This window comes from Streptosporangium sp. NPDC053982, assembly GCF_055585205.1.
The window spans coordinates 137415-162856 of record NZ_JBVJKQ010000008.1 but is presented as its reverse complement, the minus strand read 5'-3'; the positions used below and the strand labels follow the sequence as shown (position 1 = coordinate 162856).

The 25442-nt window shown below is 71.6% G+C and carries 26 protein-coding genes and 1 tRNA gene; 11 read left to right on the top strand and 16 right to left on the bottom strand.

The window, feature by feature from the left end:
• Nucleotides 1-11: 11 nt before the first annotated feature.
• Nucleotides 12-584 carry a PadR family transcriptional regulator gene (locus ACZ6W9_RS16215; RefSeq protein ID WP_389960072.1) on the top strand — a complete coding sequence of 191 codons (573 nt, stop codon included), beginning with the start codon at nucleotides 12-14 and terminating at the stop codon, nucleotides 582-584.
• Between the two features lie 211 nt (nucleotides 585-795).
• Here the strand turns inward: ACZ6W9_RS16215 and ACZ6W9_RS16210 are convergent, their stop codons facing one another.
• From ACZ6W9_RS16210 to ACZ6W9_RS16200, 3 genes are all read right to left on the bottom strand, one after another.
• Entirely contained in the window at nucleotides 796-1254 is a 459-nt protein-coding gene (locus tag ACZ6W9_RS16210) for a DNA-binding protein (protein ID WP_389960070.1), read from the bottom strand.
• A 231-nt stretch (nucleotides 1255-1485) separates the two neighbouring features.
• A complete protein-coding gene (locus ACZ6W9_RS16205; RefSeq protein ID WP_389960067.1) occupies nucleotides 1486-2067 on the bottom strand; it encodes an ATP-binding protein in 582 nt (193 codons plus the stop codon).
• Between the two features lie 278 nt (nucleotides 2068-2345).
• Nucleotides 2346-3302: a TIGR03885 family FMN-dependent LLM class oxidoreductase gene (locus ACZ6W9_RS16200; RefSeq protein WP_389960064.1), complete on the bottom strand. Its 957-nt coding sequence runs from the start codon at nucleotides 3300-3302 to the stop codon at nucleotides 2346-2348.
• Nucleotides 3303-3411: 109 nt separating this feature from the next.
• Between ACZ6W9_RS16200 and ACZ6W9_RS16195 the strand changes: the two genes are divergently transcribed.
• Nucleotides 3412-4401: an SCO6745 family protein gene (locus ACZ6W9_RS16195; protein ID WP_389960061.1), complete on the top strand. Its 990-nt coding sequence runs from the start codon at nucleotides 3412-3414 to the stop codon at nucleotides 4399-4401.
• Between the two features lie 101 nt (nucleotides 4402-4502).
• Here ACZ6W9_RS16195 and ACZ6W9_RS16190 read toward each other — a convergent pair whose 3' ends face one another.
• The 3 genes from ACZ6W9_RS16190 to ACZ6W9_RS16180 form a co-directional block, all read right to left on the bottom strand.
• Nucleotides 4503-4871, bottom strand: a complete 369-nt coding sequence (locus tag ACZ6W9_RS16190; protein WP_389960058.1) for an STAS domain-containing protein — start codon at nucleotides 4869-4871, stop codon at nucleotides 4503-4505.
• 153 nt (nucleotides 4872-5024) lie between these two features.
• Nucleotides 5025-6944: an APC family permease gene (locus tag ACZ6W9_RS16185; protein WP_389960056.1), complete on the bottom strand. Its 1920-nt coding sequence runs from the start codon at nucleotides 6942-6944 to the stop codon at nucleotides 5025-5027.
• A gap of 244 nt (nucleotides 6945-7188) precedes the next feature.
• Nucleotides 7189-10170, bottom strand: coding sequence for a glycosyl hydrolase (locus tag ACZ6W9_RS16180; RefSeq protein WP_470118338.1), 2982 nt, complete (start codon nucleotides 10168-10170; stop codon nucleotides 7189-7191).
• A 414-nt stretch (nucleotides 10171-10584) separates the two neighbouring features.
• Between ACZ6W9_RS16180 and ACZ6W9_RS16175 the strand changes: the two genes are divergently transcribed.
• On the top strand, nucleotides 10585-10950 hold the full coding sequence (locus tag ACZ6W9_RS16175) for a hypothetical protein (RefSeq protein WP_362932417.1): 366 nt from the start codon (nucleotides 10585-10587) through the stop codon (nucleotides 10948-10950).
• Nucleotides 10951-11046: 96 nt separating this feature from the next.
• Here the strand turns inward: ACZ6W9_RS16175 and ACZ6W9_RS16170 are convergent, their stop codons facing one another.
• Complete coding sequence (locus ACZ6W9_RS16170; protein ID WP_389960049.1) at nucleotides 11047-12060, bottom strand: cytochrome d ubiquinol oxidase subunit II; 1014 nt, start codon at nucleotides 12058-12060, stop codon at nucleotides 11047-11049.
• Nucleotides 12061-12064: 4 nt separating this feature from the next.
• Nucleotides 12065-13519, bottom strand: coding sequence for a cytochrome ubiquinol oxidase subunit I (locus ACZ6W9_RS16165; RefSeq protein ID WP_389960047.1), 1455 nt, complete (start codon nucleotides 13517-13519; stop codon nucleotides 12065-12067).
• 284 nt (nucleotides 13520-13803) lie between these two features.
• Here ACZ6W9_RS16165 and ACZ6W9_RS16160 point away from each other — a divergent pair, with 284 nt between their 5' ends.
• Both ACZ6W9_RS16160 and ACZ6W9_RS16155 read left to right on the top strand, forming a co-directional pair.
• A complete protein-coding gene (locus tag ACZ6W9_RS16160; RefSeq protein WP_470118335.1) occupies nucleotides 13804-14361 on the top strand; it encodes a dihydrofolate reductase family protein in 558 nt (185 codons plus the stop codon).
• A 104-nt stretch (nucleotides 14362-14465) separates the two neighbouring features.
• Nucleotides 14466-15314, top strand: coding sequence for an NAD(P)H-binding protein (locus ACZ6W9_RS16155; protein ID WP_470118333.1), 849 nt, complete (start codon nucleotides 14466-14468; stop codon nucleotides 15312-15314).
• Between the two features lie 119 nt (nucleotides 15315-15433).
• Here ACZ6W9_RS16155 and ACZ6W9_RS16150 read toward each other — a convergent pair.
• Nucleotides 15434-15507 (bottom strand) — tRNA-Lys (locus tag ACZ6W9_RS16150).
• Between the two features lie 328 nt (nucleotides 15508-15835).
• Here ACZ6W9_RS16150 and ACZ6W9_RS16145 point away from each other — a divergent pair.
• Nucleotides 15836-16204: a PRC-barrel domain containing protein gene (locus ACZ6W9_RS16145; RefSeq protein ID WP_389960039.1), complete on the top strand. Its 369-nt coding sequence runs from the start codon at nucleotides 15836-15838 to the stop codon at nucleotides 16202-16204.
• Between the two features lie 85 nt (nucleotides 16205-16289).
• Here ACZ6W9_RS16145 and ACZ6W9_RS16140 read toward each other — a convergent pair whose 3' ends face one another.
• On the bottom strand, nucleotides 16290-16841 hold the full coding sequence (locus tag ACZ6W9_RS16140; protein ID WP_389960037.1) for a nucleotidyltransferase family protein: 552 nt from the start codon (nucleotides 16839-16841) through the stop codon (nucleotides 16290-16292).
• 111 nt (nucleotides 16842-16952) lie between these two features.
• Here ACZ6W9_RS16140 and ACZ6W9_RS16135 point away from each other — a divergent pair, with 111 nt between their 5' ends.
• Both ACZ6W9_RS16135 and ACZ6W9_RS16130 read left to right on the top strand, forming a co-directional pair.
• A complete protein-coding gene (locus tag ACZ6W9_RS16135) occupies nucleotides 16953-17468 on the top strand; it encodes a DUF6328 family protein (protein ID WP_470118330.1) in 516 nt (171 codons plus the stop codon).
• Between the two features lie 22 nt (nucleotides 17469-17490).
• Nucleotides 17491-17640, top strand: a complete 150-nt coding sequence (locus tag ACZ6W9_RS16130; RefSeq protein WP_175593845.1) for a GPGG-motif small membrane protein — start codon at nucleotides 17491-17493, stop codon at nucleotides 17638-17640.
• A 283-nt stretch (nucleotides 17641-17923) separates the two neighbouring features.
• Here ACZ6W9_RS16130 and ACZ6W9_RS16125 read toward each other — a convergent pair whose 3' ends face one another.
• Complete coding sequence (locus tag ACZ6W9_RS16125; RefSeq protein WP_389960031.1) at nucleotides 17924-18637, bottom strand: metallophosphoesterase family protein; 714 nt, start codon at nucleotides 18635-18637, stop codon at nucleotides 17924-17926.
• Nucleotides 18634-18879: a BON domain-containing protein gene (locus tag ACZ6W9_RS16120; RefSeq protein ID WP_389960029.1), complete on the bottom strand. Its 246-nt coding sequence runs from the start codon at nucleotides 18877-18879 to the stop codon at nucleotides 18634-18636. The genes ACZ6W9_RS16125 and ACZ6W9_RS16120 overlap by 4 nt, the downstream gene beginning before the upstream one ends.
• A 152-nt stretch (nucleotides 18880-19031) precedes the next feature.
• On the opposite strand from ACZ6W9_RS16120, the gene ACZ6W9_RS16115 reads away from it, so the two are divergent.
• On the top strand, nucleotides 19032-20261 hold the full coding sequence (locus tag ACZ6W9_RS16115; RefSeq protein WP_470118327.1) for a glycosyltransferase: 1230 nt from the start codon (nucleotides 19032-19034) through the stop codon (nucleotides 20259-20261).
• Between the two features lie 219 nt (nucleotides 20262-20480).
• On the opposite strand, the gene ACZ6W9_RS16110 is transcribed toward ACZ6W9_RS16115, so the two are convergent.
• Nucleotides 20481-20732, bottom strand: a complete 252-nt coding sequence (locus ACZ6W9_RS16110; RefSeq protein WP_362932439.1) for a DUF4235 domain-containing protein — start codon at nucleotides 20730-20732, stop codon at nucleotides 20481-20483.
• 131 nt (nucleotides 20733-20863) lie between these two features.
• Nucleotides 20864-21127 carry a DUF6458 family protein gene (locus ACZ6W9_RS16105; RefSeq protein WP_389960023.1) on the bottom strand — a complete coding sequence of 88 codons (264 nt, stop codon included), beginning with the start codon at nucleotides 21125-21127 and terminating at the stop codon, nucleotides 20864-20866.
• Nucleotides 21128-21203: 76 nt separating this feature from the next.
• On the opposite strand from ACZ6W9_RS16105, the gene ACZ6W9_RS16100 reads away from it, so the two are divergent.
• The gene (locus ACZ6W9_RS16100; protein ID WP_470118325.1) at nucleotides 21204-21722 is read left to right on the top strand and encodes a shikimate kinase; all 519 of its coding nucleotides are present in this window, start codon (nucleotides 21204-21206) and stop codon (nucleotides 21720-21722) included.
• Nucleotides 21723-21855: 133 nt separating this feature from the next.
• Here the strand turns inward: ACZ6W9_RS16100 and ACZ6W9_RS16095 are convergent, their stop codons facing one another.
• Both ACZ6W9_RS16095 and ACZ6W9_RS16090 read right to left on the bottom strand, forming a co-directional pair.
• Nucleotides 21856-22515, bottom strand: coding sequence for a DUF305 domain-containing protein (locus ACZ6W9_RS16095; protein WP_470118323.1), 660 nt, complete (start codon nucleotides 22513-22515; stop codon nucleotides 21856-21858).
• Between the two features lie 65 nt (nucleotides 22516-22580).
• Nucleotides 22581-23462 carry a lytic polysaccharide monooxygenase gene (locus ACZ6W9_RS16090; RefSeq protein ID WP_389960015.1) on the bottom strand — a complete coding sequence of 294 codons (882 nt, stop codon included), beginning with the start codon at nucleotides 23460-23462 and terminating at the stop codon, nucleotides 22581-22583.
• Between the two features lie 233 nt (nucleotides 23463-23695).
• Between ACZ6W9_RS16090 and ACZ6W9_RS16085 the strand changes: the two genes are divergently transcribed.
• Nucleotides 23696-25117 (top strand): AAA family ATPase, encoded by a 1422-nt coding sequence (locus tag ACZ6W9_RS16085; protein ID WP_470118321.1) that lies wholly within the window; start codon nucleotides 23696-23698, stop codon nucleotides 25115-25117.
• Nucleotides 25118-25442 lie beyond the last annotated feature (325 nt).

Genomic DNA, 25442 nt, shown 5'->3' with positions numbered 1-25442 from the left:
CGATGTCAGGCATGTCGACGAGGCGATCGCCCCTGGCCGTGGCGCTGCTCTCCCTGGTCTGCGAGTCGCCGATGCACGCCTACCGGATGCAGCAGATGATCAAGGAGCGGCACAAGGACGACGTGGTCAACGTCGCGCAGCGCAACAGCGTCTACCAGACCATCGACCGGCTGCTGCGCGCCGGGCTCATCGCGGTCCGGGAGACCTCGCGCGAGGAGAACCGCCCGGAGCGGACCGTCTACGAGCCGACCGGCGAGGGCCGCGAGACGCTGCGGCGGTGGATGCGGGAGATGCTCTCCACCCCCGCCAGGGAGTTCCCCGAGTTCCCCGCGGCCCTGGCCTTCCTGCCGGTGCTGGAGCCCGGCGAGGTGCACGCGGCGCTGGAGGAGCGGGTCGCGTCCCTGGAGGCCCGGCTGGCCTCGCTGGAACAGGAGATGGCCGAGGGGGCGGCCTTCCTGCCGCGCGTCTTCCTCGTGGAGAGCGAGCACCAGCGGGCCGTGCTCGCCGCGGAACTCGGCTACGTCCGCGGCCTCACCGAGGACCTCCGCACGGGCCGCCTCGACTGGGACTACAGGCTCCCCTAGCCGACCGCACGGCCCGGCCGCTACGGCCCCGACCGGCACGACTCAACCGCTACGGCCCGGTCGGCACGACCCGGTCTATCGCACGGCCCGGCGGCACGGCCCGGTCGTGCGGCTCGCCGCGAGCCTCCTCGCGGTCGCCCCCGGCCGACCGCTACGGCCCGGCCGGGGCGGTGCGGCCGTGGCGGTGCGGCCGTGGCGGTGCCGCCGGAGGTCAGCCGGCGCCGCCCGTCTCGGCGGCGATCCGGCCCGCCAGGCGCTCGTAGCGCTGCCGGGCGGCCTGGGAGGTGCCCAGCCCCAGCCCGAAGGCGATCTCCTGCCAGGTGAGACCGCGGCCCCTGGCCATCTGCAGGAGCCCCGCCTCAAGCTGGTCCATCTCCGCGCGGGCCAGCGGGATGAGGGTCAGGGCGGCGGTGATGTCGGCTTCGTCCACCTCCGGCTCACCCTCCTCCGGCAGGGCGGAGCCCGCGGCGAGGAAAGAGACGAGCCTGACGGCCTCGTGCGGGCCGAGCACCGACGGGTGGACCTGCCGGGAGCGCTGCTCCTCGGTGGCGGCGTGCCGGTCGGCGATGCGCGACAGCGCGGCGTAGACGCGGTGCGCCCGCGCCTGCCCCGGGTCCGGGGGTGTGAAGGGGTCGAGCGACTGCGGTGGCTGATCGGTATCGGAAGACATGCGACCAGCATGGCCGCGTCAACACTTCATTGTCAACGTATTGATTTAAACAATATGTTCAAAAGAGGGTGACGGTTCGATCCCCTCCGCCTCCGTCGCACCGCCCAGACCGTCGCCCGGCCGGGTCCGTCCCGTGAGGCTCCCATCCGGCACACCGCTCGTCGCACCGTACGGCCATGCTCGTCACGGCGCGTCCACCACACCGTACGGCCACGCCCACCGGCCGGCCCGTCACGCCGTGCGGTCCCGTCCGATCCCGGTCACCGGGATGCCCGGGGTCCGCGGATGCGGGACGGGCGCGCCGAAGACGAACCAGACGATCTTCCCGCCGGTGGCCGGCCAGGTGACGCCCCAGCCGTCGGTCAGGACGCCGACGATCTGCAGGCCGCGCCCCCCGGTGGCCTCGTCGTCGGCCTCGCACACCCGGGGCGCCCCGGCCCCGGGGTCGAACAGCTCGCCGTACACGTGGCCGGTGCCGCAGCGCAGCCTGAGCGCGCATGCCGCGCCGCCGTGCCGCACCGCGTTGGTGACCAGCTCGCTGACGACGAGCACGCAGTCGTCCACCAGGTCTCCGGCTCCGGACAGGACCAGTTCGTCACGTACCAGGGAGCGCGCATCGCGCACGCTCGTGGGAGTCGCGGGCAGCAGGCGCTCGGCCGTGCGGGTGAACACCGTACGGGCGGACACCGCCCGGTGGGTCATGGCATGGGTGGCGGGTCCGTGAGCGGCGGGCTCATGAGCGGCGTGGGTGGCGGATCCGTGAGCGGACGCCGGGCCGAGCGGCTCGACGCACGAGCTGGGCTGGAGGGTCACCTGCTTCTCCTCTGTGTGGGAGCGCTCCCACAATCCAATGTAGAGGAGATGACCGGCTTATGTGAACTGATTGCGACACAACTGTTTCGTCCAGTTCTCATTTCCTCGCCGGGCATGCCGGACCCGCCGGTCGCGGGCGGGCCCACCGGACCCACCGGACCCGCCGGATCCGCCCGCGACCGGCGGGCGGGCCCGGAGCGGGCGGGCGGGCCCGGAGCAGGCGGGGTCAGGAGAGCGCCGGCGCAGGAGAGCCGGCGGGTTCAGGAGAGCCGGCGGGTTCAGGGAAGCTGCGGCAGGACCTTCGCCCCGAAGGCGTCGATGAACGCCTCCTGTTCCTGGCCCACATGGTGCAGATAGACCTGGTCGAAGCCCAGCTCCACGTACTCGCCGATCCGGGCCGCGTGCCATCCCAGGTCCGCCGAGACGTTGACCGACTCGGTCACCTTCGACGGCGGTACCTCCTCGGTGACCATGTCGAACAGCTCGGCGGTGTCGATGTCCCAGCTCGCCGGCGGGCCGAAGACGTTGCTCCGCCACTGGTCGTGGGCGATCGCCAGCGCCTCGTCGTCGGTCTCGGCCCAGCTCAGGTGGACCTGCAGGACCGCCTTGCCCTTCCCCCCGGCGTCCCGGTAGGCGCCGAGGACCTCGCGCAGCGTCTCCAGGGGGGCGTTCACGGTGATCAGCCCGTCGGCCCAGTCCGCGCACCACCGGGCGGTCTTCGCGCTCACCGCCGCCCCGAACAGCTCCGGCGGGACCTCCGGCCTGGTCCACAGCCGGGCCCGGTCCACGGTGACCAGGCCGTCGTGGCTGACCTCCTCGCCCGCCAGCAGCGCCCGGATGACGTCGACGCACTCCCGCAGCCGCGCCGTACGGACGTCCTTGCGCGGCCAGCGGTCGCCGGTGATGTGCTCGTTGCTCGCCTCCCCGGTGCCCAGCGCCGCCCAGAACCGCCCGGGGAACATCGCCCCCAGCGTGCCGATCGCCTGGGCGATGATCGCCGGGTGGTAGCGCTGGCCGGGGGCGTTGACCACGCCGAATGGAAGGCTCGTGGCCTGCAGGGCGGCGCCCAGCCAGGACCAGGCGAACCCGGACTGGCCCTGCCGCGTGCTCCAGGGCGAGAAATGGTCCGAGGACATCGCCGCCGCGAACCCCGCCTGCTCGGCCTGCGTCACCGCCTTCAGCAGCTCGGCCGGGTGGATCTGCTCGTGTGATGAATGGAAGCCATAGGTCGCCATGTCGCCCGGCTACCCGAACCCGGACGATTCACTCAGGACGGCACGTGACGGTCTCGTGCCCGTCACGCATGCTGGGGACGGAGGATCTTCAACGAGGAGGGAGTCCGGAGTGGACCCAAACGTGCCCCGGCTGATGTGGCAGTTGCTGGAGCCCCTGCACGCCGTCACCTACTTCGCGCCGGAGGCGCGGGCGGCGGCCGACGCGGCCGGCCTGCGCGGTTTCTGGATGGGTTACTTCGCGACCCGGGCGGCCCCGCTCGGCGCGGTGGGCCCGGAGGTGGTCACCGCCGCCTTCCACGGGTTCCCGCCCGCCCGGGTGGCCAGGGCGCTGCCGGACGCCTGGGGGTTCGCGTCCCCGGACGCCGTGCTCCGGGCCCGTATGGACGGGGCGGGGGCCGCGCTGCGACGGCTGCTCACGGACGCGACGGCGCCGGGGGCCCCGGAACCGCCGGACGCCGTGGAGGGACCGGGTGGCGGGGAGGAGCCGGGCGCCCCGCGGGCGGGTTCGCCGCCGGACGGCCTGGAGGAGGCCGGTTCGCTCGCCTGGGAGGCGGCCCGCCGGGCCGACACCGCCGGGCGGGTGCTCGCCGCGGCGAACCAGGCCGTTCCCGAGCCGGAGGATCCGTACCTGCGGCTGTGGCAGGCGGCGACCACGCTACGCGAGCACCGCGGCGACGGGCATGTCGCCGTCCTCGTCGCCGGTGGCGTGTCCCCGGTCGAGGCCCACCTCCTCAAGATCGCCGCGACCGAGGCCGACGCGGACGGGCTCCGCCTGGCCAGGAAGTGGGACGAGGCGGAGTGGGACGCGGCGCTCGGCTCCCTGCGGGCGCGGGGGTGGCTGGACGGCGGGGGCCGCCTGACCGGGGAGGGCGCGCGGGAACGCGACCGGATCGAACGGCTGACCGACGAGGCCGCGGCCGGTCCCTGGCGGGCGCTGGGCGGGGAGTCCACCTCCGCGCTCGCCCGGCTGCTGTGGCCGCTGGCGTCCGCGGTGATGGGGTCGGGCACGTTCCCGGTGCCGAACCCGGTCGGCATGCCGTGGCCGCCCGAACCGGTGGACGGCCTGACCGGCGGCCCGGCGGACGACCGGGCTCCGTGACACCCCGGCTCATGACTTCGGCCCCATGGCCCTCGGAACCGCGCCTCCCGGACCCGCGGCGCCGGGCTCGGCCGCCCCTTCTCGGAGGGCGGGCGGGGCCGTCAGCCGCGGGTCCGCGCGCTCGCCAGGGAACGGGCGACGTCCGTGTCGATGGCGAAGAAGGTGTAGAGGTCCGTGATCTGCAGCAGCCGCTCCAGGTGGCCGCTCACCCCGGCCAGTCGCAGCCAGCCGCCCGCCTCGTAGGTCGTGTTCACCCCGCTCAGGAAGGTCCGCAGGCCGGTGGAGTCGCAGAAGGTGACGCCCTCGACGTCGAGGATGATGTGCGCCTGCCCGCCGGAGACCAGGCGGTCCACGGCGCCTCTGAGCAGCGGGCTGGAGGTCCGGTCGATGTCGCCGGTGACGGTGACCACGGCGCAGCCCGCGTCATGATGGTGGGAGACGTCGACGAACAGCTCTCTACTCATCGTCATCCACTCATTCCACGCGGCTGAGGTGCCACCCGCGCCGGTAGCCGGCCAGTGATCAAGGTATACCCCCGGCGCCGAGTCGCCCGGGCGACGCTCAGGAGACATGTGCGTAACGGCCACTCCTGCGCCGCTCGTCCTGGACCGCGGGTGGACGGGTCAGCCCACGTGGACGATGGGACGGCGTTCCACGTCGGGCTCGGCCTGGCGCAGGACCTCCCGGGTGAGCGGCGCCACGTCGCCCCCGCCGAACACCAGGTAGCGCAGCAACGCGCCGACCGGGTTGCCCTCCGCCCAGTGGAAGTAGACGTGCGGCAGCTTGCCGGTCCTGTCGCGCAGGTGGAGCAGAACGGCGGCGATCGCGTTGGCCACGGAGGCGCTCTCCACCCGCAGGACGCGGAAGCCGTGCCGTTCCTCGCCCTTCACGCACACCTCGGAGGCGAACTCCGACGCGTCCGGCACCGTGATCTCCAGGAAGACGGCCTTCTCGGCGCTGCGCAGCCGGTGGCGCTGCCACGCCTCGCGGGCCTTGTCGACGTACTCCTTCTTGTCGCGGGCGTGCGGCTCGTTGGCGATGAGGTGGATGTCCCCGCACTCGTTGATGAAGCGCAGGGCCGTCTCGTCCAGGTCGACGCGGGTGACGCGCAGCTCGGTCGAGCGGGTCGCCCGGGAGACCAGCGAGGTGACGACGATCGCCAGGACGAAGAACAGCGCGATCACCAGGCCGTCGGGACGTTCGATCATGTTCGCCGCCGTCGCGTAGAGGAGGACCAGCGTGATGAACCCGAACGGCGCCGCGGCCCTCCTCCGTCCCTTCTTCCAGAGCGACAGCGTGACGGCGACCGCCGCCGACAGGATCAGCGCCAGCACGCCGGTGGCGTAGGCGCCGCCCTGAGACTCGACGTCGGCGCCGAAGAACAGGGTGATCACGAAGGAGACGGCGGTGAAGACCAGCACCATCGGGCGGGCCGCGCGCGACCAGTCGGGGGCCATGCCGTACCGGGGGAGGTAGCGCGGCACGATGTTGAGCAGGCCCGCCATCGCCGAGGCTCCGGCGAACCACAGGATCGCGATCGTGCTGACGTCGTAGGCGGTGCCGAACCACTCGCCGAGGTAGGCGTGGGCCAGGTAGGCCAGGGCGCGGCCGTTGGCCCCGCCGCCGGGGGCGAACTCCTTCGCCGGGATCAGCACGGTGGTGGCGAAGCTGGAGGCGATGAGGAAGACGCTCATCACGAGCGCGGCCGTGGTCAGCAGCTTCCTCGCGCCGTGGATCCGCTTCTTCAGGTCGCCCTCGACCAGGGGCATCACCGCGACGCCCGTCTCGAACCCGGACAGTCCAAGGGCCAGTTTGGGCATCACGTAGAGCGACACGGCGACCATCGCGATCGGGCTGGAGTGGTCGGCGGTGAGCGCCGACCACCAGTTCACGACCAGGCCGGGCGTACCGGCCACGTGCGTCAGGGCGACGGCCAGCACGACCACGTTGAAGGCGAGGTAGACGCCGACCAGCACGACCGCGATGGAGATCGCCTCGCTGAACCCCATGAGGAACACCAGGCCGAGCAGGGCGATCAGCACCAGTGTGACCGGCACCTGCCAGCCCTGGAACACCGCCGGGACGAACGGGTTGTGCAGGACGTGGGCGGTGGCGTCGGCCGCCGACAGGGTGATCGTCACGATGAACGCGGTGGCGACGAACCCCAGCAGGAACAGCACGAGCAGCTTGCCGGGCCAGCCGGGCAGGAGGCGTTCCAGCATGGACAGCGAGCCCAGGCCGTGCGGGCTCTCCTTGGCGACCGCCCGGTAGGTCGGCAGCGCGCCGAACAGCGTCAGCGCGACCAGCAGCAGCGTCGCGACCGGGCTGAGCGTTCCGGCGGCGAGCGCGGCGATGCCCGGCTGGTAGCCGAGGGTGGAGAAGTAGTCGACGCCGGTCAGGCACATGACCTGCCACCAGCGGTGCTGCCGGTGCGGCGTCTCCTCGTGATGCGGGCCCGGCGTCTTCAGGTCGGCGCGGTGCAGGCCCTGCAGCAGCCACCTGCGGACCCCCGACCCGGTGTCCGGCGAGGCGGACGTGGTCACCCTGTCTCCTTGCGCTTGGTGAGCGTTGCGTCTCCGATGGCGGAGAGGGCCGGCCTCCGGCACGCCCACGAGTCCTGAACGGTTCCGTCCCGCCTCCCTATGCCCCGGTACGGGGTGAGAACGCCCATCCGTGCCACACGAGACGGCCGGGGCCATCGTGGCCCCGGCCGTCTCATCTTCCACCTGGCCGCGCCGCGCCGTCACCCCGCCCAGGGGTACGGCCGGCCGCCGGTGTCGCGGCGGATCAGCCGAACGGCAGCCGCACCGGCGACGTGTCGCCCGCGCCGAGGGTGGTGGCGCCGTTGCCGATGGCGTTCCAGACCTCGACCTTCACCGTGCCGCCGGCGAGGTCGCCGTACGCCCCGGACGACGACAGCAGCCCTGCCGCCTGGGTGTAGTGCTCCCACCCGGCCAGCGGGTCGGTGGCGAAGTAGCGGTAGGTCTCCACCCTGTCCCAGGTCCCGTTCCCGGTGAGGTCGTAGGAGATCCTGAGCTGGGTGCCGTTGCCGACCGTGGTCCCGGCGTCCACGGAAAGGTCGAAGGCGGTCGTGCCGCCGTTGTAGGCGGCGGTCAGGCCGGTCGCGGTGAAGACCCGCGCGTTCGCCGGGGCGCCGTCGTGGTTGACGCCGCCGGCCGAGGCGATCGTGACGGCGCCCGCCGCACCCTTGGCGCCCGGGAGCGTCCCGTCCGCCTGCGGGTACCGGGTCGCGGTGAAGGGGGCGACGGTCACCGTCGGGGTCGGGGTGGGGGTGATGGTCGGCGTGATGGTCGCCGTGGGGGTGATCGTCGGGGTCACGGTCGCCGTCGGGGTGGCGGTCGGGGTGACGCCGCCGTCCGCGTCGCCGCCGCTCCAGTTCCGGGCGCCCGAGGCGACCGTCCTGCCCGCCGGCACGGTGAGCCGGGTGCCGTTGGAGAAGGTCACCGTCATGTCGGTGCCGGTGATGTTGGACGCCACGTAGGTGCGGGCGCCGTTCTTGCTGAACACCTTGGCCAGCGGGTGGTCGGCGACGACGGTGGCGTCCACCGTGCCGAGCGCCGCGAGGTTGCGGATCCAGTGGAAGGTGTGCGCCCTGCTCTCGCCCTCCTCGGGGGTGTAGCCGGGCGCCGCGCGGAGCTTGGCCAGCGCGGTGTCGCCGTCGCCGAGCGCGAGGTACTCCCACAGGATGTCCTGCCACACCGTGGGCTCTCCCCCGTTGTTCCTGACCACCTCGTCGTAGTTGCGGCGCACGTAGCCGGGGTCGTCGCCGAGGTAGAAGTGGCCGCCGGTGATCGGGAGCATGTTGATGCCCTGGATCATCTCCGGCTCGGCGCTGAACCAGGTGGCGTAGGCGCCGCCGTCGCCCCAGACCATGCCGACGGCGCCGTGCCCGAACTCCTTGGGGAAGTTCTGGTCGCGGGTGTCGAACCAGTACTCCTTGATCGCCTCCGCCTGGGTCGTGTAGATGTAGACGCCCGCGTCGCGGACGGCGGTGTCGCCGGTGGCCTGGCCCCACTGGATGAGGGCGTTGGCGAAGTTCATGCCCTCGGACGAGGACTCCTGGTTGTTGCCCGCGACGAACGCCCCGTGGCCCGACGCCCAGTCGTGGCCGGCGTAGATGTCGAAGTCACGCAGGTAGGGGAAGCGCTCGTCACCGCGGTCGTAGTTGTTGGCGTCTCGGATCAGCAGGTCCACCATGCCGCCGTACCGGCTCTTCTTCGCCCAGTCCGGCTGGAACTTGGCGAGGGTCGCCGCGGCGGCGATGTAGTAGCCGTAGTGGAAGTGGTGGTCGTTGAGTTCGGTGTCGGAGCCGTAGGAGGCGGGGTAGCCGATCAGCGTGCCCCAGTTGCGGTCGTAGTAGAAGACGCGGGAGGTCTTGCCCGCGGTGGCGGTGAACCAGTCCTCCATGCGGGCGCGGATGGCGGTCAGCGCCGTGTCGCGGACCGAGGTGAGGCCGAGCTGGTCGGCGATCTCCGCGATCCGGGCGGCGCGGCCCAGGCCCTTGCCGGTCCAGTAGGTGTCGTCGCCCCGGATCGCCATCGGGTCGCCGAGCTCGGCGTTGAGGTATCCGGTGATCGCGGTGAGGTCGGCGCCCGAACCGTCGGCGACCGCGGGCACCTCGGGCAGCACACCGGTGTAGGTCATCGTCGTCCTGAACCCCGTCCCGGTGATGATCTTCATCGGTCCGCGCGCCGAGGCGTAAGTGGGAGTGAGCGGGGTCGAGCCGGTCAGGTGGTTCCACTGGTGCGGGTACAGGGCGATGACGGTGCCCTTCTCCGTGCCCTGCCTGGCCGTGGTGGTGAAGCCGTACGTCGTGCTGACCGTGCCGTTCGACGGGTCGTACGCGTAGGAGACGCGGGTTCCGGTGACGTGCGCGTGCGCGTACCGGGCGTAGGTGGCGGCGAGCGCCGCCTTGTCCTGGACGTCGGGCAGCACCGCCACCGAGAAGAAGCCCTTGCCGGCGAGGGAGGAGGTGATCGCCGCGCCGTTGACGGTCCAGGTCGCTCCTTGCGGGGCGTAGGCGACGTAGTCGCTGCCGCCCACGGTGAATCCGATCATGGAGCCGTCGTTCGACCAGACCGCGGGGGCGCCGGCGGTGCCGTTGATCCGCGCGTCACCGCCGGTGACCTGGAAGTAGGTGAACGGCAGGCCGTGGCCGATGGTCGCCTTCATCGTCCGGGTCCCGTCGCTCCAGTACGGCGTGACGGTCCAGTCGCTCCAGCCGTCCACCTTGACGTCGGGGGAGCTCATCCCGGTGACGCCGACCCGGATGTCCTCGCTGTAGGCGTACTTGTACTCCCCGACGCCGGTCGCCGTGCCGGTGATCGCCGTCGGCTTGGAGCCGTAGGAGAAGCCGAGGCCGTCGGCGAAGGTGTCGTAGGAGGCCGGGTGGGCGTGCAGGGGGGTGCCGTAGGAGCAGTCGTCCCGCTTGAAGAGGATCGAGGACCACCAGTCGTTGGTGGGGACGGCCCCCTTGGGGGCGTTGGCGGTCACCCAGCGGCGCGGGTTGGTGGAGAGGTCGGCGCAGCCGGTCGGCAGGGGACGGCCGGCGGGCAGCGTGTCGGCGTAGCCGCCGGCGCCCACGGTGGCCGCCTCGGCGGGACGCGCCGCGCCGAGCCCGGCGCCGAGGCCGAACACGCCGGCCAGCAGCGTGACGGCCGTGAGCGTGGCCAGGGCCCGTCGGCGGGCGGGGCCTCTTCGAGGGGGACGGGACGTGTCCGGCTTCACGGCATGGGTCGGTTGATCCATGGGGGTGCCTCCAGGGGAGGGGTCGGATCTGGAGTGGTGCGGCTGAGAGAGCGCTCTCACAGCGGAAGTTAGTCAGCCGCCCGGCCCTCGTCAATGTTTCGCCGCGATTACCCCGGAATGAATTTTCTTCGCCCCTACAACCGAGCTAATCGCTGACGGGAACTCCTTCATCCGCACACCGGGAAACTGACAGGTCGCCTGACCGGTGGCACGAACAGCCGTCCGATATCTTGAGAGCGCTCTCCCGATAACGCCAGGCAGGCCGGGCCGCACCCTCATCCCGCGTCGGCGCGGAGAGCGCGGATCCGCGCGCCGCAACTGGCGGAGGGGCCACAGAATCATGACTGGACACGAAGAGTGATTGTTCGTTTACTTTGTGTGTTCACTCCGGCACCCCCTGCTTCAGGAGGAATCATGCGGCACGGAAAACTCATGGCCATCGCCCTCGCGACCGTCACCGGCTGCGCGGGCCTGGCAGCGGCGGCGGCCTCCCCGGCCACCGCCACCGTCGACACCGCCGCCAGCTCGGCGGCCGACTTCACCGGCTACCAGATCGTCAAGCTCCCCAACGCCAACGTCCCCAACTTCACCCGCCGCGTGGTCCGGTGCCCCGACGGCAAGCGGGCGGTCGGCGGCGGCGCCGAGGCGCAGGGCGCGGACGCGATCCTCGTCGGTTCCTTCCCGACCGACGACGGCACCGGCTGGATCGGCCTCGGCCGGCAGAACCGCTACGGCGACGTCGGCATCAGCGTCTACGCGATCTGCGCCAACGTCAGCTGACCCGCCTCCCCCACTCTGGCCAGACCTCCCCCGGGTCTGGCCAGAGCCCTGTCCGGGTCCGGGCGGCACCGGCCACCGGCACCGCTTCGGGGCGGGTCAGCCGTGGGATCCGGCGTCGTACGGCGAGCGCCGCTGCAACAGCAGCAGCCACGCCATGGACGGCAGGACCAGCAACGCGCCCACGGCGAGCACGAGAAGCGTGGCGCCGAGCACCGACCGGGTGGCGGCGGCCTGGTAGACGGTCAGGCCGGGCGGCAGCATCGCGGGATACTGCGCGACCGGCCACCCCCACAGCACCGCCGTGACGGCCAGCGCGGCGGTGACCCGGACGAGCAGGAAACGCCTGCGCCACAGCAGGACCAGGGAGACCAGGCCGAGCACGGCGCTGCCCACCACCAGCGGCAGCGCCCGATGGATGAGCCCGCCGAACAGCCGGGGCGCGTCCCAGCGCAGCACGGCGACGCCGGCCAGCGCGACGGCGCCCACGACGAGGCCCGTCACCAGCGCCCGGCGCCGGAACCCCTCGGCCAGATCCGGCAGCCCGGCCCGCCGCGCGTCGTCGCACAGGTATACGGCGGCGAGGTAGACGCAGACGCCGACCGCGAGGACGCCGCCCAGCATCGAGGTGGGATTCACCCAGCTCGTCACGATGTTCCCGGCCCCCAGTCCCGGCGGGACGCGCCCGGAGGCGATCCCCCCGGCGACCGCGCCGAGGAAGAAGGGCGTCAGGAGCGAGGAGATCGCGAAGGCCGCGCCGAACAGGCGCTGCTGCCACGGCTCGGTGCTGGCCTTACGGAAGGCGAACGCGGCGCCCCTGGCGATGATGCCGAGCGCCACGAGCGTCAGCGGGATGTACAGGGTGGACATCACCGCGGCGAACGTGGCGGGGAAGGCGGTCCAGAGCACGACGAGCACGAAGATCAACCAGACGTGGTTGGCCTCCCACACCGGCCCGATCGTGTGCTCGATGAGTCTGCGCTGCGGCATGCCCGTCGTGGCGCGTCCGGCCAGCAGGTCGAGGACTCCGCCGCCGAAGTCGGCCCCGGCGAGCAGCGCGTACAGCGTCACACCGACCCACAGCACCACCAGCGTCGCCTGCACCAGGTCCACCGGGTCACCCCCGGTCCCCGGCCACGGGCGTCGCGCCCTGGGCGGGCTCCTCCGGCTCCTGGGGGGCATGCGCCCCCTTTCCCGCGGTCTCCGGCGTCCCGGAGTCGCGCGCCATGCGCCGCAGCACGTAGACCGTGGCGACGGTGAGGATCGCGTAGACCAGCAGGACGGCCGCGAATCCCGCCCACAGCCCCGGCACCGGATTGACGGCGTCGGCGGTGCGGAGCCTGCCGTACACCACCCAGGGCTGGCGGCCGACCTCGGTCACGATCCAGCCGGCCTCCACCGCGACCACGGCGGCCACCCCGGAGAGCGCGGCCAGGCGCAGGAACCACGGGGAACGCGGCAGGTCGCGCCGGCGCCACCAGGCCACGGCGAACCACACCGACAGCAGGAGCAGGAAGAACCCGATCCCCACCATCGCGTCGAAGGCCAGGTGGACCGGGTTGACCGGGGGCCGGTCGGCCGCCGGGACCATGTCGAGGCCGCGGACCACCGTGCCCGGGCTGTCACCGACCAGCAGGGACAGGCCGCTGGGGATCTCGACCGCGTAGTGCAACGCGCCGCCGGACTCGATGCCGCCGAGACTCAGTGGGGCATGCGAGCGGGTCTGGAAGAGCCCCTCCATCGCGGCGAGCTTGACGGGCTGGTACTCGGCCAGGAACCGGGCCGCGTAGTCGCCCACCACGATCTGGATCGGGGCGAAGACGGCGCCGAGCGCGAAGGGGATGGCGAAGCCGAGGCGGTGGTAGCGGTCGCGCCGCCCGCGCAGCAGCGCCACGGCGTAGACGGAGGCGACCGCGAAACCGGTCACCATGAACGCCGCCACGATCATGTGCAACGTCTGCGGCGGCGTGGCCGGGTTCATCATCGCGCGCCAGGGGTCGACGTCGCGGATCCGGCCGCCCTCCAGGGTGAAGCCGACCGGCTGGTTCATCCAGGCGTTGGCGGTCACCACGAAGAACGCCGAGGCCACCCCGGCGACCAGCACGGGCACCCCGCTCAGCAGGTGGAGCCGGGGCGACAGCCGGCCCCAACCGTAGAGGTAGACGCCGATGAAGATGGCCTCCAGGAAGAAGGCGTTGCCCTCCAGCGCGAAGGGAAGGCCGATCACCTCCCCGTAGACGCCCATCAGGCCCGGCCACAGCAGCCCCATCTCGAAGCTGAGAATCGTCCCGGAGACCGCTCCGACGGCGAACAGCACGCCCACCGCCTTGGCCCAGCGGCGGACCAGCCGCAGGTGGTCGTCGTCACCGGTGCGCAGGGCCCGCCACTCGGTGAACAGCAGCAGCGCGGGCATCCCCACCCCGAGACAGGCGAGCACGATGTGCCAGCCCAGCGAGAAGGCCATCTGTGTGCGCGCCGCGACCAGGTCGGCCGGGCTCGCGGGGCCGGCCGCCGCGGTCAGCGCCGGTACGGCGAGGCCGACGAGGCCGGTCACCCCGGGCGTCCCGGACACCGCGCCCCCTCCCCCCGCACGGCGGCCCCGCCGCTCCTCGCGCGCCCCCTGGCCGCCATGACGTTCTCCCAGGTCATGTGGGCCTCCATGTCCCCATGGGCCCCTCACCCACACCTGCCTCCCCCGGCTCGCCCAGCGGCAAACGATACGAAGCCGCGTTGGAGCCACCATGCGACGATCACTTTCCGTAGTGTTTGCATGGCAGAAAGTCATGAACCGCCGGGCGCCGCGGACCTGTACGGCACACCGCCTCCGGCGGAGGCCCCTACGGAGGAGAGAGCAGGATGAGAAAGGTCATCGCGTCGGTCTACACGACGCTGGACGGCTTCATCGACGACCCGCACCTCTGGTCGCTCGAGTACTGGACGGACGAGGCCGCCGCGTACTCCCATGACCAGCTCTTCGCGAGCGACGCGCTGCTGATGGGCCGCGTGACCTACGAGGGGTTCGCACTGGCCTGGCCCGGCAGGACCGGGGAGTTCGCCGACCGGATGAACGACATGCCCAAGTACGTGGTGTCCTCGACGCTGGACAAGGCCGACGAGTGGCACAACACCTCGGTCATCCCGGGCGGCGAGGTCACCGAGACGGTGGCCGAGCTGAAGCGGCGTCCCGGACGGCAGATGCTGATCTACGGCTGCGGCCGGCTCACCGACACGCTGATGGAGCACGGCCTCCTCGACGAGTACCGGATCTGGGTCCACCCGCGGATCCTGGGCAGAGGAAGGCGCCTGTTCCGGGAGGGCACCGACGCCCGGCTGAGGCTCCTCGACACGCTGAGGTTCGACTCGGGCGTCGTCGTCCTCTCCTACGCCCCGCAGGACCCCTCCCCCACGACCTGACCGCCGCACGACGGACCCGCCGCCCCGGCTCCGCCGGATTGACCTCGACTTTGGTCGAGGTTGCAGGCTGATCTCGGCACTTCCACCGAGAAAAGAGTTCTTCCATGATTCTGGTAACCGGGGCGACCGGCAACGTCGGCGGGCACGTCGTGTCCCAGCTTCTGGGCAGGGGCGTCGCCGTACGCGCGCTGACCCGCGATCCCGCCGGGGCGGCCCTGCCGGACGGCGCCGAGGCGGTGCGGGGCGATCTGGCCGACCCCGCCTCCCTGGACGCCGCGCTGGACGGGGTGGAGGCGGTGTTCCTGCTCTGGCCCACGCTGGCGGCCGACCACGCCGCCGAGGCGGCCGTGGAGAAGATCGCCGGGCGGGCGCGCCGCGTGGTCTACGTCTCGGCGCGGGGCGTGTCCGACGACCTGGAGCGCGCGCCGGGCTCGATCCTGGGCTCCCACGCCTACCTGGAGCGCCTGATCAGGGGGACCGGCGTGGAGTGGACGTTCCTGCGTCCCGGCGGGTTCGCGGTGAACACCCTGCTGTGGGCTCCGGAGATCCGCGCCACGGGCGTGGTCCGCAGGTCCCACGGGGCGGCGGGGCGGGCGCTGATCCATGAGCGGGACATCGCGACCGTCGGGGTGCTCGCGCTGACCGGGGACGGCCACACCGGGGCGGCCTACGAGCTGACCGGGCCGGAGACCCTGACCCAGGCCGAGCAGGTCGCGGCCATCGGGGAGGCGATCGGCCGCCCGGTGCGCTGGGAGGAGGTCCCCCCGGAGAACACGCTCCGGGACCTCGTCGCGGGCGGCATGCCGGCCGCCATGGCCGAGGGCATCGTCGCCGCCCACGGCGCCATGGTGACGTCACCGGAGACGACCACCGCCACGTTCGAGAAGGTCACCGGGGTTCCGGCGACGCCGTTCCTCCGGTGGGCGATCGACCACGCCGACGACTTCTGCTGACGCCGTTCCCCGCGGCACCGGCGACACGGGGCCGGGAACGGCGAGGAGCCGCTGACCTCGAGAGTCGGAAATGACGAAGAAAGCCCAGGTCGGCGATGCCGACCTGGGCTTTCCTTCCGTGCGCCGCCAGGGACTCGAACCCCGGACCCGCTGATTAAGAGTCAGCTGCTCTAACCAACTGAGCTAGCGGCGCCCGACTCGACAAGACTACCGGACCCACGGCAGTGGTCCGTACCCGAAATGACCCATCCCGTCCGTCGCCGCCGGTTCGGAGGAGCCGCACGCCCCGGACCCGCGCCGGTAAGCGCCCCCTCACTCCGAGGAGATATTTCGCCGTCCGGCATCGATCGGCATGCCCGCGTCGCCGTACGCCCATCCCCTGGTCGACGCCGATGATCCTTTCTCCCGGCCGGGGCAAGCCGTTCCCCCGGTTCCCCCAGACGCCGCCGGGTCTCGTTTAGGTCTCGTTTCCGGGGTAGCAGGGTGGAGTCCGGAGAACCGAACCGAAGGAGACAGACACCATGCAGCCTGATCTCTGGAACTACCGATCCGACGTCTACGGTGACGACAAGACCCTGGATCTCGCGGGTTACCACGTCGAGGCGACCGATGGGAAGATCGGCTCCGTAGACGAGGCGACCTACGAGGTCGGCGAGAGCTACATCGTCGTCGACACCGGCCCGTGGATCTTCGGCAAGAAGGTCATGCTTCCGGCGAGCACGGTGACCAGGATCGACCCGCAGGAGCGCAGGGTCTACCTGGCCCGCACCAAGGAAGAGATCAAGAACGCTCCGGAGTTCGACGAGGGGGCCTTCAAGGAGCCGGCCTACCGCCAGACGGTGGGCGACTACTACGGCCGCTTCCCCTACGACGGACCGGGCACCTTCTGACCGGCCACGGCGATACGCACGAGCAGGGGCCCCGCCTGTCAGGCGGGGCCCCTGCTCGTGCGTACGGAGGTTCGCGTCGGGGGGTTCAGGGCCACGAAGGATCACCCGCGGCCTCGACGGGGCCGGGGATCACCCCCAGCCGCTCCAGCAGGGTCAGAAAGGTGGAGGCGTACGGCGAGACCTGGGCGACCGACGCCACGCGGTTCCAGTCGACCTGCTCACGCAAAGCTCTGACCTGGGGCAGGAGCGAACCATAGTCACAACTGTGCTCCGACAGCGGCAGGAGCCAGGAGATCACCAGATCGGTCGCCTCCAGGACCGGCACGATGACGGCCGAGGCCTTCATCTGCTCGGACCGCTCAAGCAGCTCCGGGGTGACCGGGTTGCCGCAGATGTTAAAGATCAGATCTACCAGCCTGCCCTCGTCGTACGCCTTGACCAGCCAGTCCTCCGGGGGTCTGGCCGTCTCGAAGCCCAGCTCGCGCAGCGCTTCCAGGGCCGTCGGCACGTCCTCCTGCGGCAGGACGAAGTCGACGTCGTGCAGCGAGGGCGCGGCCCCGCGGGCGTAGGCGGCACACCCGCCGGCGAGCGCGAACCTGACCTTCGCGTCCTTCAGCGCCGTGCTCGCCCGCTTCAACGTCTCCAGGATCGAATCCGTTACCTCATGGCTGTGACTTCCCATGGGACTCGCTTACCCCGTGTCTCCGCAGGTAGGCATGGCAATCCTTTACCAGGGCATTGGAATGTCATGATTCAGCAGGAATTTGCCGAAAAAGAGCCGATCGAGGATGACGCCAGGCCGGGAGAGAGCCACAAGGAACGGGTCGACCGCGAACTCGGGGAACTGTTGCAGGGACTCCGGGTCGCCGTCACGGGCGTCCAAGTGCTGTTCGCCTTTCTGCTGACCCTGCCGTTCGCCAGCGGTTTCCACAAGGTGGACTCGGTGGGCCGCTGGCTGTTCTTCATCGCGCTGCTGAGCGCCGCCCTCGCCTCCGTCTGCTTCATCACCCCCGCCGCCCAGCACCGCCTGCTGTTCCGGACCGGGCTGAAGGAGAGGATGCTGCACCGGGCCAACGAACTCGGCATCGCCGGGGCCGTCGGGCTCGCGATCGCGATGACCGCCTCGGTGGCGCTGGTCGCGGAGACCGTCATCAACGCCTGGCCGGCCGCGCTGTTCGGCGGTGCGATCGCCCTGTCCAGCGCGTGGCTGTGGATCCTTCAGCCCATTGTCGACCTTCGTCGCGGCAAGGATGTTAAGCCTTGAGACATGGGGGCAGTGCATTGTCATGGCTACCTTGCTCTGGATCATCGCAGTCGTTCTCGTCATCGCCGGGATCTACGTCATCCTGGCCCGTCGCGATCTCCTCTGGGGGATCGTCCTCATCGTCCTCGGCTTCCTGGTCGGCCCCGGGGGCGTGAGCATCTTCAATGTCTGATGCGGGCGAATGAGCCCGCGTACCGAACAACCGAACACGAAGTCGCCCCGAATTCGTAACAGAAGCCTCAGCGGGCCGGGTTCACACCCGGCCCGCTTCTTCTTTTCCCGGCTTCTCTCCCCGCCTTCTTTCCCCGCGGCCTTCTTCCCCGGCGGCGCCTTCTTTCCCCGGCGGCGGCCCTCCTCCCGGAGGCCGTACGGCCCGCGGTTTTCCGGAGAGGATCCTTTCCCGCGGGCCGTACGACTCGCCTCAGCGGCCGTACGGCCCGCCGCCGTCCACCGCCTCAAAGGCAGTACAGCCCGTAGGCGCGTTTCAGCACCGGCAGCGCCACGTTGCGAACCCGGACGCCGCCGGGCGTCTCCCCCTTCTCCGTGCCCGCGTGCGCGTGGCCGTGGATGATCAGGTCGGCGCCCTCCCCGTCCACCGCCTCGGCGAGCAGGTAGCTGCCGAGGAAGGGGTAGATCTCCAGGGGTTCGCCCTCAAGGGTGTCCTTGACCGGGGAGTAGTGCGACAGCACCACCTTGCGGTCGGCCTGGAGCTCCTTGAGCGCCACCCGCCAGCGCTCCGCGATCCGTTTGGTGTGCCCGACGAACGCCTTGATCTCGGGCTCGCCGAAGTCGCTGGCGCACTTGCCCGCGTACCCCCCGCCGAAGCCCTTGCCGCCGACCACGCCGAGCCGTACCCCGTCGATGTCGAGCACGACCGAGTCGTCGTGCAGGACGGTGATCCCGACGCTCTTCAGCAGAGCCGCGATCTCCGCGGGGACGTCGGAGTGGTGGTCGTGGTTGCCGAGTACGGCGACCACCGGGACCGGTAGATCGCGGAACTCGTCGGCGACCACCTGCGCCTCCTCGATCGTGCCGTGCCGGGTGAGGTCACCGGCCAGGAGCAGCACGTCGGCGTGGTCGGCGAGGTCGCCCAGCCTCTCGCGGTAGCGCCCCCGCATGCTCTCGTCCAGGTGCACGTCCCCGACAGCCGCGATCCGCAGCTCTCTCACAGCTCCTCCCTCTCCCCCGGTTCCCTGACGTCCATGACGGCGATCTCGTTGCGAACCGTCAGCCCGGGAGCCGCCTCGCCGGCCACGTCGGCGATCAGCCCGCGGCGCTCGTCACAGGAGACCTGACCGTGCAGGAAGAGCTGATCACCCCGGACGACCACGCGGATGCCCAGCTCGTGGGTCCTCTCGTCCTCCGCCAGCGCGCTCTGCACGCGCGCGGCGACGTACTGCGGAGCCTCCATCGCCTGAACTCCTTTCGTCCAAAACGCTCGCTTTCCCGAGAACGCCGAGGTCAAACGCGTTTAAAGATCCCATGACCAGGGAATTACCTCCGATTGGATGCCTAGGACGCAGGCACGTTCCTGTCGCGTTTCACCGCCGCGGAGCCGTGCCCATGAAGATCGCAATGGTGTCCGAACACTCCAGCCCTCTGGCGACCGTCGGCGGCGCCGACGCCGGAGGCCAGAACGTCCACGTCGCCGCCCTCTCCCGCGCGCTCGCCGAGCGGGGGCACGACGTCACCGTCTACACCCGCCGGGAGTGCCCATTCCAGCCCGCCGAGGTGGCCTTCGCCCCCGGCGTCACCGTGGTCCACGTACCGGCCGGTCCGGCCGTGACCCTGCCCAAGGACGACCTGCTGGCCTGGATGCCCGACTTCGGCCGATGGCTGGCCCTGCGCTGGCACGCGGCCCCTCCGGACATCGCGCACAGCCACTTCTGGATGAGCGGGCTGGCCTCGCTGGCCGCCGCGCGGGACACCGCGGTGCCGATCGTGCACACCTTCCACGCCCTCGGCACGGTCAAGCGACGCCACCAGGGGAAGGGCGACACCAGCCCGCGCGAGCGGGTGGGCGCCGAGACGCTCGTCGCCCGTCAGGCGGACGCCGTGATCGCCACCTGCGCCGACGAGGTCGCCGAGCTGGCCCGGATGCGGACGCCCGAGCGGGCGGTGCGGGTGGTCCCCTGCGGCGTCGACCTGACCGCGTTCACCCCGGACGGTCCCGGAGCGGACCTCGGCCCCCACGCCTCCGGGCCGGTTCTGCTGGCCATCGGACGGCCCGTGCCGCGTAAGGGGGTGGAGACCACGATCCGGGCGCTGCGACATGTCCCGGACGCCACCCTCGTCGTCGCCGGCGGCTCCTCCGGGGAGCCGGAGCCGGCCCGCCTGGCGCGGATCGCCCGCATGTACGGCGTGGCGGACCGCGTCCGGTTCATCGGCCGGGTGACCCGCGAGGACGTCCCGGCGTTGATGCGCGCGGCGGACGCGGTGGTCAGCGTCCCCTGGTACGAGCCCTTCGGGATGGTGCCGCTGGAGGCCATGGCCTGCGGGACGCCGGTGGTCGCCTCGGCGGTTGGCGGGCATCTCGACACGGTCGTCCCCGGTGTCACCGGCCTGCTGGTCCCGCCGCGTGACCCGGTCGCGCTCGGCCGGGCCCTGCGCGAGCTGCTCGCCCACCCGGCCCGGCTCGACGCGTACGGCGCCGCCGCGGCCGAGCGGGCGAGGTCCGGTTACGGCTGGGACGAGGTGGCGGGCCGTACCCTCGCGGTCTACGCCGAGGTGCTCACCTCGCGGGGCCGCAGCCGGAGGACCGCGGGCACGTTCCGGGGCACCGGAGCCGCCTGACGGCCGCGGGGACCGCGGGAGCGCGGAAGCCGCCCGACGGCCGCGGGCGGCTTCCGGGGCGCGGGCGGTTTCCGGGGCGCCGGCGGTTTCCGGGGCGCCGGCGCCGTCCGGCGGCCGGGAAGAACCCGGGAGCGCGGAAACCGCCCGACGTTCACGGGGAACACGGAAGCGCCCCGGCCGCACCGGTGGTCCGGTGCGGCCGGGGCGCTCCCGCGAGGATCAGCGGCCGGTGGCTCGATGGATCTTTCCGGTGGTGGTCCGGTCGAGGACGGCCTTGACCACGCCGAAGATCGCACCCTGGATGGCCGCCGCGACCAGGATCTCCTTCCAGGCATACTGGTCGGAGGTCGGGTCCGGAGCCTCGTCCTTGCCCGAGGCGAACTTCCAGACCTGCTTGAAGATGGCTCCGGCGACGACGCCGCCGACCATGCCGGTCACCGCTCCGGTGCCCTTGGATACGATCTTGCTCAACTTCGCGTCCTCCGTTCAGGTCCTATGGAGCCGCGTCTACCCGGCGGGAGCCGCCGTTAACGGCGCGCACCGGGGGAACGGACGGCGGAAGGACGTCTTCCCCGCCCGGAACCACCCGGGACCACCCGGGGTCACACCACCGGCGGGTCGTCGTAGCGACGCTCCTCGTAGACGCGGCGCTGGGTCACCGGGTCCTCGATCACCGTGGTGGTGGGCGCCTGCACGGCCCGGCGCGCGGTACGAAGCCGGTAGAGCGCGAACAGCAGCCACACGAGACCGCCGAGCATCAGGATCACGCCGACGACGTTGATGTCGAACCCGGCGATGTCGAACTCGACCGCCCAGGTGAGAATCGCCCCGAGCATTATGAGGATGATGCCGCCTGCGATGGTCATGGGATTACCTCCTTCGAGCCAACGTCCCATCTCCTATCCCACCCACGGATCTCAAACATCCCCCACGGGAGTACGCGTGAAATTCAACCTTCCGATCGTCGTCACGGGCCTGATGGGCGCGGGCAAGTCGTCCGTCGCCCGGATCCTGGCCCGCGAGCTGGACCGGCCGCTGCGTGACAGCGATCCCGACCTGGCCGCCCGGTACGGCGGAGCGACGGCGGCCGAGACCGCCGCCCGGGAGGGCGCGGACATGCTCCACGAGCGGGAGGCCCTGCACCTTCGCGAGGCCCTCGCCGAACGGCCTCCGGTGGTGGTCGCCGCCGCGGCCAGCGTGGTGGAGAACCCCGCCTGCCGCCGGGTGCTGGCCCCGGCGCTGGTGGTCTGGCTGGACGCCCCGCCCGCCGTACTCGCCGAGCGGATGCTGTCGAGCGGGCACCGCCCGCACTTCGAGCCGGACCTCCCGGCCATGCTCACCAGGCAGCGCGCGGTCCGGGGGCCGCTGTTCGCCGAGGTCGCGGACCTGACGTTCGACGTCTCGGCGCTCACCGCCGAGGAGGTCGCCGCCCGGGTGCTCGGCTCGCTCGGAAACCGCTGACCCGGCCCGAGTGCCCGGCTCGCCCGGAAACCGCTGGTCCGGGCCGGAGCCGGCGGCTCCACCGGTCCCGGCCGGTCCGGGCCGCACGGCCGTCGGCGTCGGGCCGTCCGGTCACGGGTGCGACGGCAGGCGGTCACCGGCCGAGCAGCGCCAGCATCCGCCGGATCTGCGCCGTGCGGGACGCCTCGATCCGCCCCGCCAGCGCCCGCACCTCGGGGTTCACCCCGGTCGCCGCCTCCAGCCTGGCCAGCTGGACCGCGTCGTCCTGCTGGGCGATCACCATGTTGAGGAACCTGCGCTCGAACTCGGCGGGCGGCGCGTCCGCGACGGAACCGATCTCCGTCTCGGTCAGTCCCGGCATGCCGCCGTGGGCGGCGTGCTCACCGGGGTCGGCGGTCAGGGGCCGCCCCCAGCCTCTCAGCCAGCCGGTCATCGTCGCGGCCTCCGCCTCCTGGGTGGTGGCGATGGCCGCCGCCAGGGTCCTGACCTCCGGACGGGCCGGCCGGTCGCGGGCGAGCCGTGCCAGCCGTACGCCCTGGCCGTTGTGCGGGCCCATCATCTGCAGGAACATCACGTCGGCGGCGTTGACGTCCCCGGGCGGGGCGGTCGCCGGGGCGTCCGGCTGAGCGGCCGGGGCGGACGCGGCGGCGGGGGCGGACGCGGCGGCGCTCCCTCCGCCGTGCGCCCCGTGACCCGGGCCGGTGCCGTAGAACTCATGGGCGTCGGTGCCGCACCCGGTGAGCAGGACGGCACACAGGACGGGGCCCGGCACGGCCCTGGCGATGCGCTTCACGGAAGACCTCCTCGGCGAAGGCTACGGCGGTCCGGGACGACATGACGCCCCGGACCGCCGGCGGATCAGGCTCGCGCCCAGAGCGAGGGGACGTTCGGCGGCTCCCAGCCCGGCAGGGAGGTGTGCGCCTGCAGGCACCGGTAGGTCAGGCCGCCGTAGGTGACGCGCGCACCCGCCGCGTAGGCGGTGTTCGCCTTCCACACGTCACCCGGCTGTGGTGTGGCGGTCGCCGTCGGGGTGGCGGTGGGCGTCGCCGTCGGGGTCGCGGTGGGGGTCACAGTCGGGGTCGGGGTGGGCGTCGGGGTGGGGGTGGTGCCCCCGCCGAAGTCCACGTCGGAGCAGGTGTAGAACGCCTCCGTACTGCCGACCACCCGCTGCCAGATCGAGTAGACGAGCTGACGGCCGGTCCGCTGCGGGAGGTTGATGGTCCAGTTGGTGAACGTGGTCGGGTTCTGGTTGGTGAAGGTCTTGATGGGCTCCAGGTCCGACCAGCGCAGCGGCTGCGTCGGGTTCCAGCTCTGCTTGGTGATGTAGAACTCGAAGTTGCTGTTCGCGTGCGGCGCGGTCGCGTGGTAGGTGATCGTCAGCGGGCCCGGGGAGACGCGCGTGGCGGGCCAGTCGGCCCGGGCCAGGTCCAGGCCCCGGTACTTGTCGCGCCCGGCGCTGCACAGCTTTCCGTCCGGGATGATCGCGCGGTGGTTGCCCCCGGCCTCCAGCCGCGAGACCTCGTGCCAGTCGTAGAACGCCTGGGTGCCGCCGGCGGCGACGGCGGCCTTGCAGGCGTCCGACTTCGGCGTCTCCGGGCCCTCCAGATGGCAGACGTAGGCACGGCTGGGCGGGTTCGACATGGAGCCGTGGGCGGCTGCGGGGGCGGAGGGCAGCAGGACGACCAGTGACGTCATGGTGAGCGCGGCGGCGCCGGCCGCCGCCTTGTGTCGCAGGAGCACGTGGACTCCTCCTTCGGGGAATGGAGGCGGACATGTCCAACGGCCGACGGATAGCACGTTATTAAAAGTAAACCTTACTAACAATTAGTGCCCCTCCGCCATCCCCTTCTCTGACGGGGGATCCCGGGTGCCACCCCTCGGCCGTTCTCGCCCAAGCCCGGCGGAGAAATCGGTGACAAATTCAGTCAACTACAGTTGAGTCAAATATACTTCGGTCAACTACACTTCGACTCATGCGCAAACCCGGGCACGTCTTCGACCGTGAGCGGGAATGGGCGAGCCTTGTCTCCTTCACCTCCGAAGAGGGCGTGGGAGCCCGGCTCGGCGTGGTGAGCGGCCGCCGCCGGCAGGGGAAGAGTTATATCCTGCAGGCCCTGGCCGCGAGCATGGGCGGCATCTACTTTCCCGCGCTGGAAGTGACCGAGGCCGTGGCACTTCGCCTGTTCACGGACGAGCTGATCAGGTTCACCGGTGCCCCGGTGCCCGCCTTCCGCGACTGGATCGACGCCGTCCCCCACCTCTTCGGCGTCGTCCGCGACCGGGCGGTTCCCGTCGTGTTCGATGAGTTCCCCTACCTGGTCAAGGCGTCCCCCGAGTTGCCCTCGATCATCCAGCGGGAACTGGGCCCCGGCGGTTCCGGGGGTTCCAGCAGCGCCCGGATGCTGCTCTGCGGGTCAGCCATGTCGGTGATGGGCGGGTTACTGGCCGGTACGGCCCCGCTCCGCGGACGCGCCGGGCTGGAGATGGTCGTCAGACCCTTCGAGTACCGCCAGGCCGCCGCGTTCTGGGGTATCGGCGATGCCCGGCTGGCGGCGCTGGTCCACGCGGTGGTGGGCGGGACTCCGGCCTACCGGAGGGAGTTCGTCCGCGGCGACACCCCGTCCGGTCTCGGCGACTTCGACGACTGGGTGATCAGAACCGTCCTGAACGCCGAGGGACCGCTGCTCAGGGAGGCCCGCTACCTGCTGGCGGAGGAGACGGAGATCCGTGACCCGTCGCTCTATCACTCCGTCCTGGCCGCCGTCGCCGATGGGAACACGACGTCGGGGGGAATCGCCGGCTACGTGGGCCGCAAGTCCAACGAGATCGCCCATCCCCTCCGCGTGCTGGGAGACAGCCATCTCCTGGTCAAGGAGCACGACCTCTTCAGGCCGAACCGCAGCTACTACCGGGTGGCCGAGCCGCTCGTCACCTTCTATCAGGCGATCATGGCCAGGGAGTGGTCCCGCCTGGAACGCGGAGACGCGGCGACGGTCTGGCGGGGCAGCCGGGCGCGTTTCCTGTCGCAGGTGGTCGGCCCCCACATCGAGATGCTCTGCCGGGAGTACGCCCTGTCCAGCGACGCCGAAGCCGGTGAGGTGGGCAGCGGCGTGGTCCCCGATCCGGCCGGCCGCACGCAGATCCAGATCGACGTCGCCGTACTTGCGCCCGCCGACCACGGACGTCCGCGCCGGGTTCTCTCCCTGGGAGAGGTCAAGTGGGACCGGGTCATGGGGGCCGAGCACGTGGCACGGCTCCGGCGCGCGCGCGACCTGCTCACCGCCAAGGGGTTCGACACCCGGGACACCGTTCTGACGTGCTATTCCGGGGCCGGGTTCAGCACCGAAGCGGCGGGCGACGTCCGCCTGGTCACCCTCGACGACCTCTACGCATGATCATCGCTCAACCAGCGAGGGGCGCCGCTGACTGGACCCGCTCGGGGGCGCCGGTGTCTGGACTGAGGAACGCCGCGAGGGGGCGCCGGTGTCTGGACTGAGGAACGCAGGAGCGGAGCGACGGAGAGACGAGGGAAGACACCGGTCACCAGCCCCCGAGCCGCGACACGCAGTGTCGCCATCAACAGGGAGCGGAGCGACGGAGTGACGAGGGAAGACACCGGGTAAGAGCCCCCGAGCCGCGACACGCAGTGTCGCCATCAACAGGGAGCGGAGCGACGGAGTGACGAGGGAAGACACCGGGTAAGAGCCCCCGAGCCGCGAC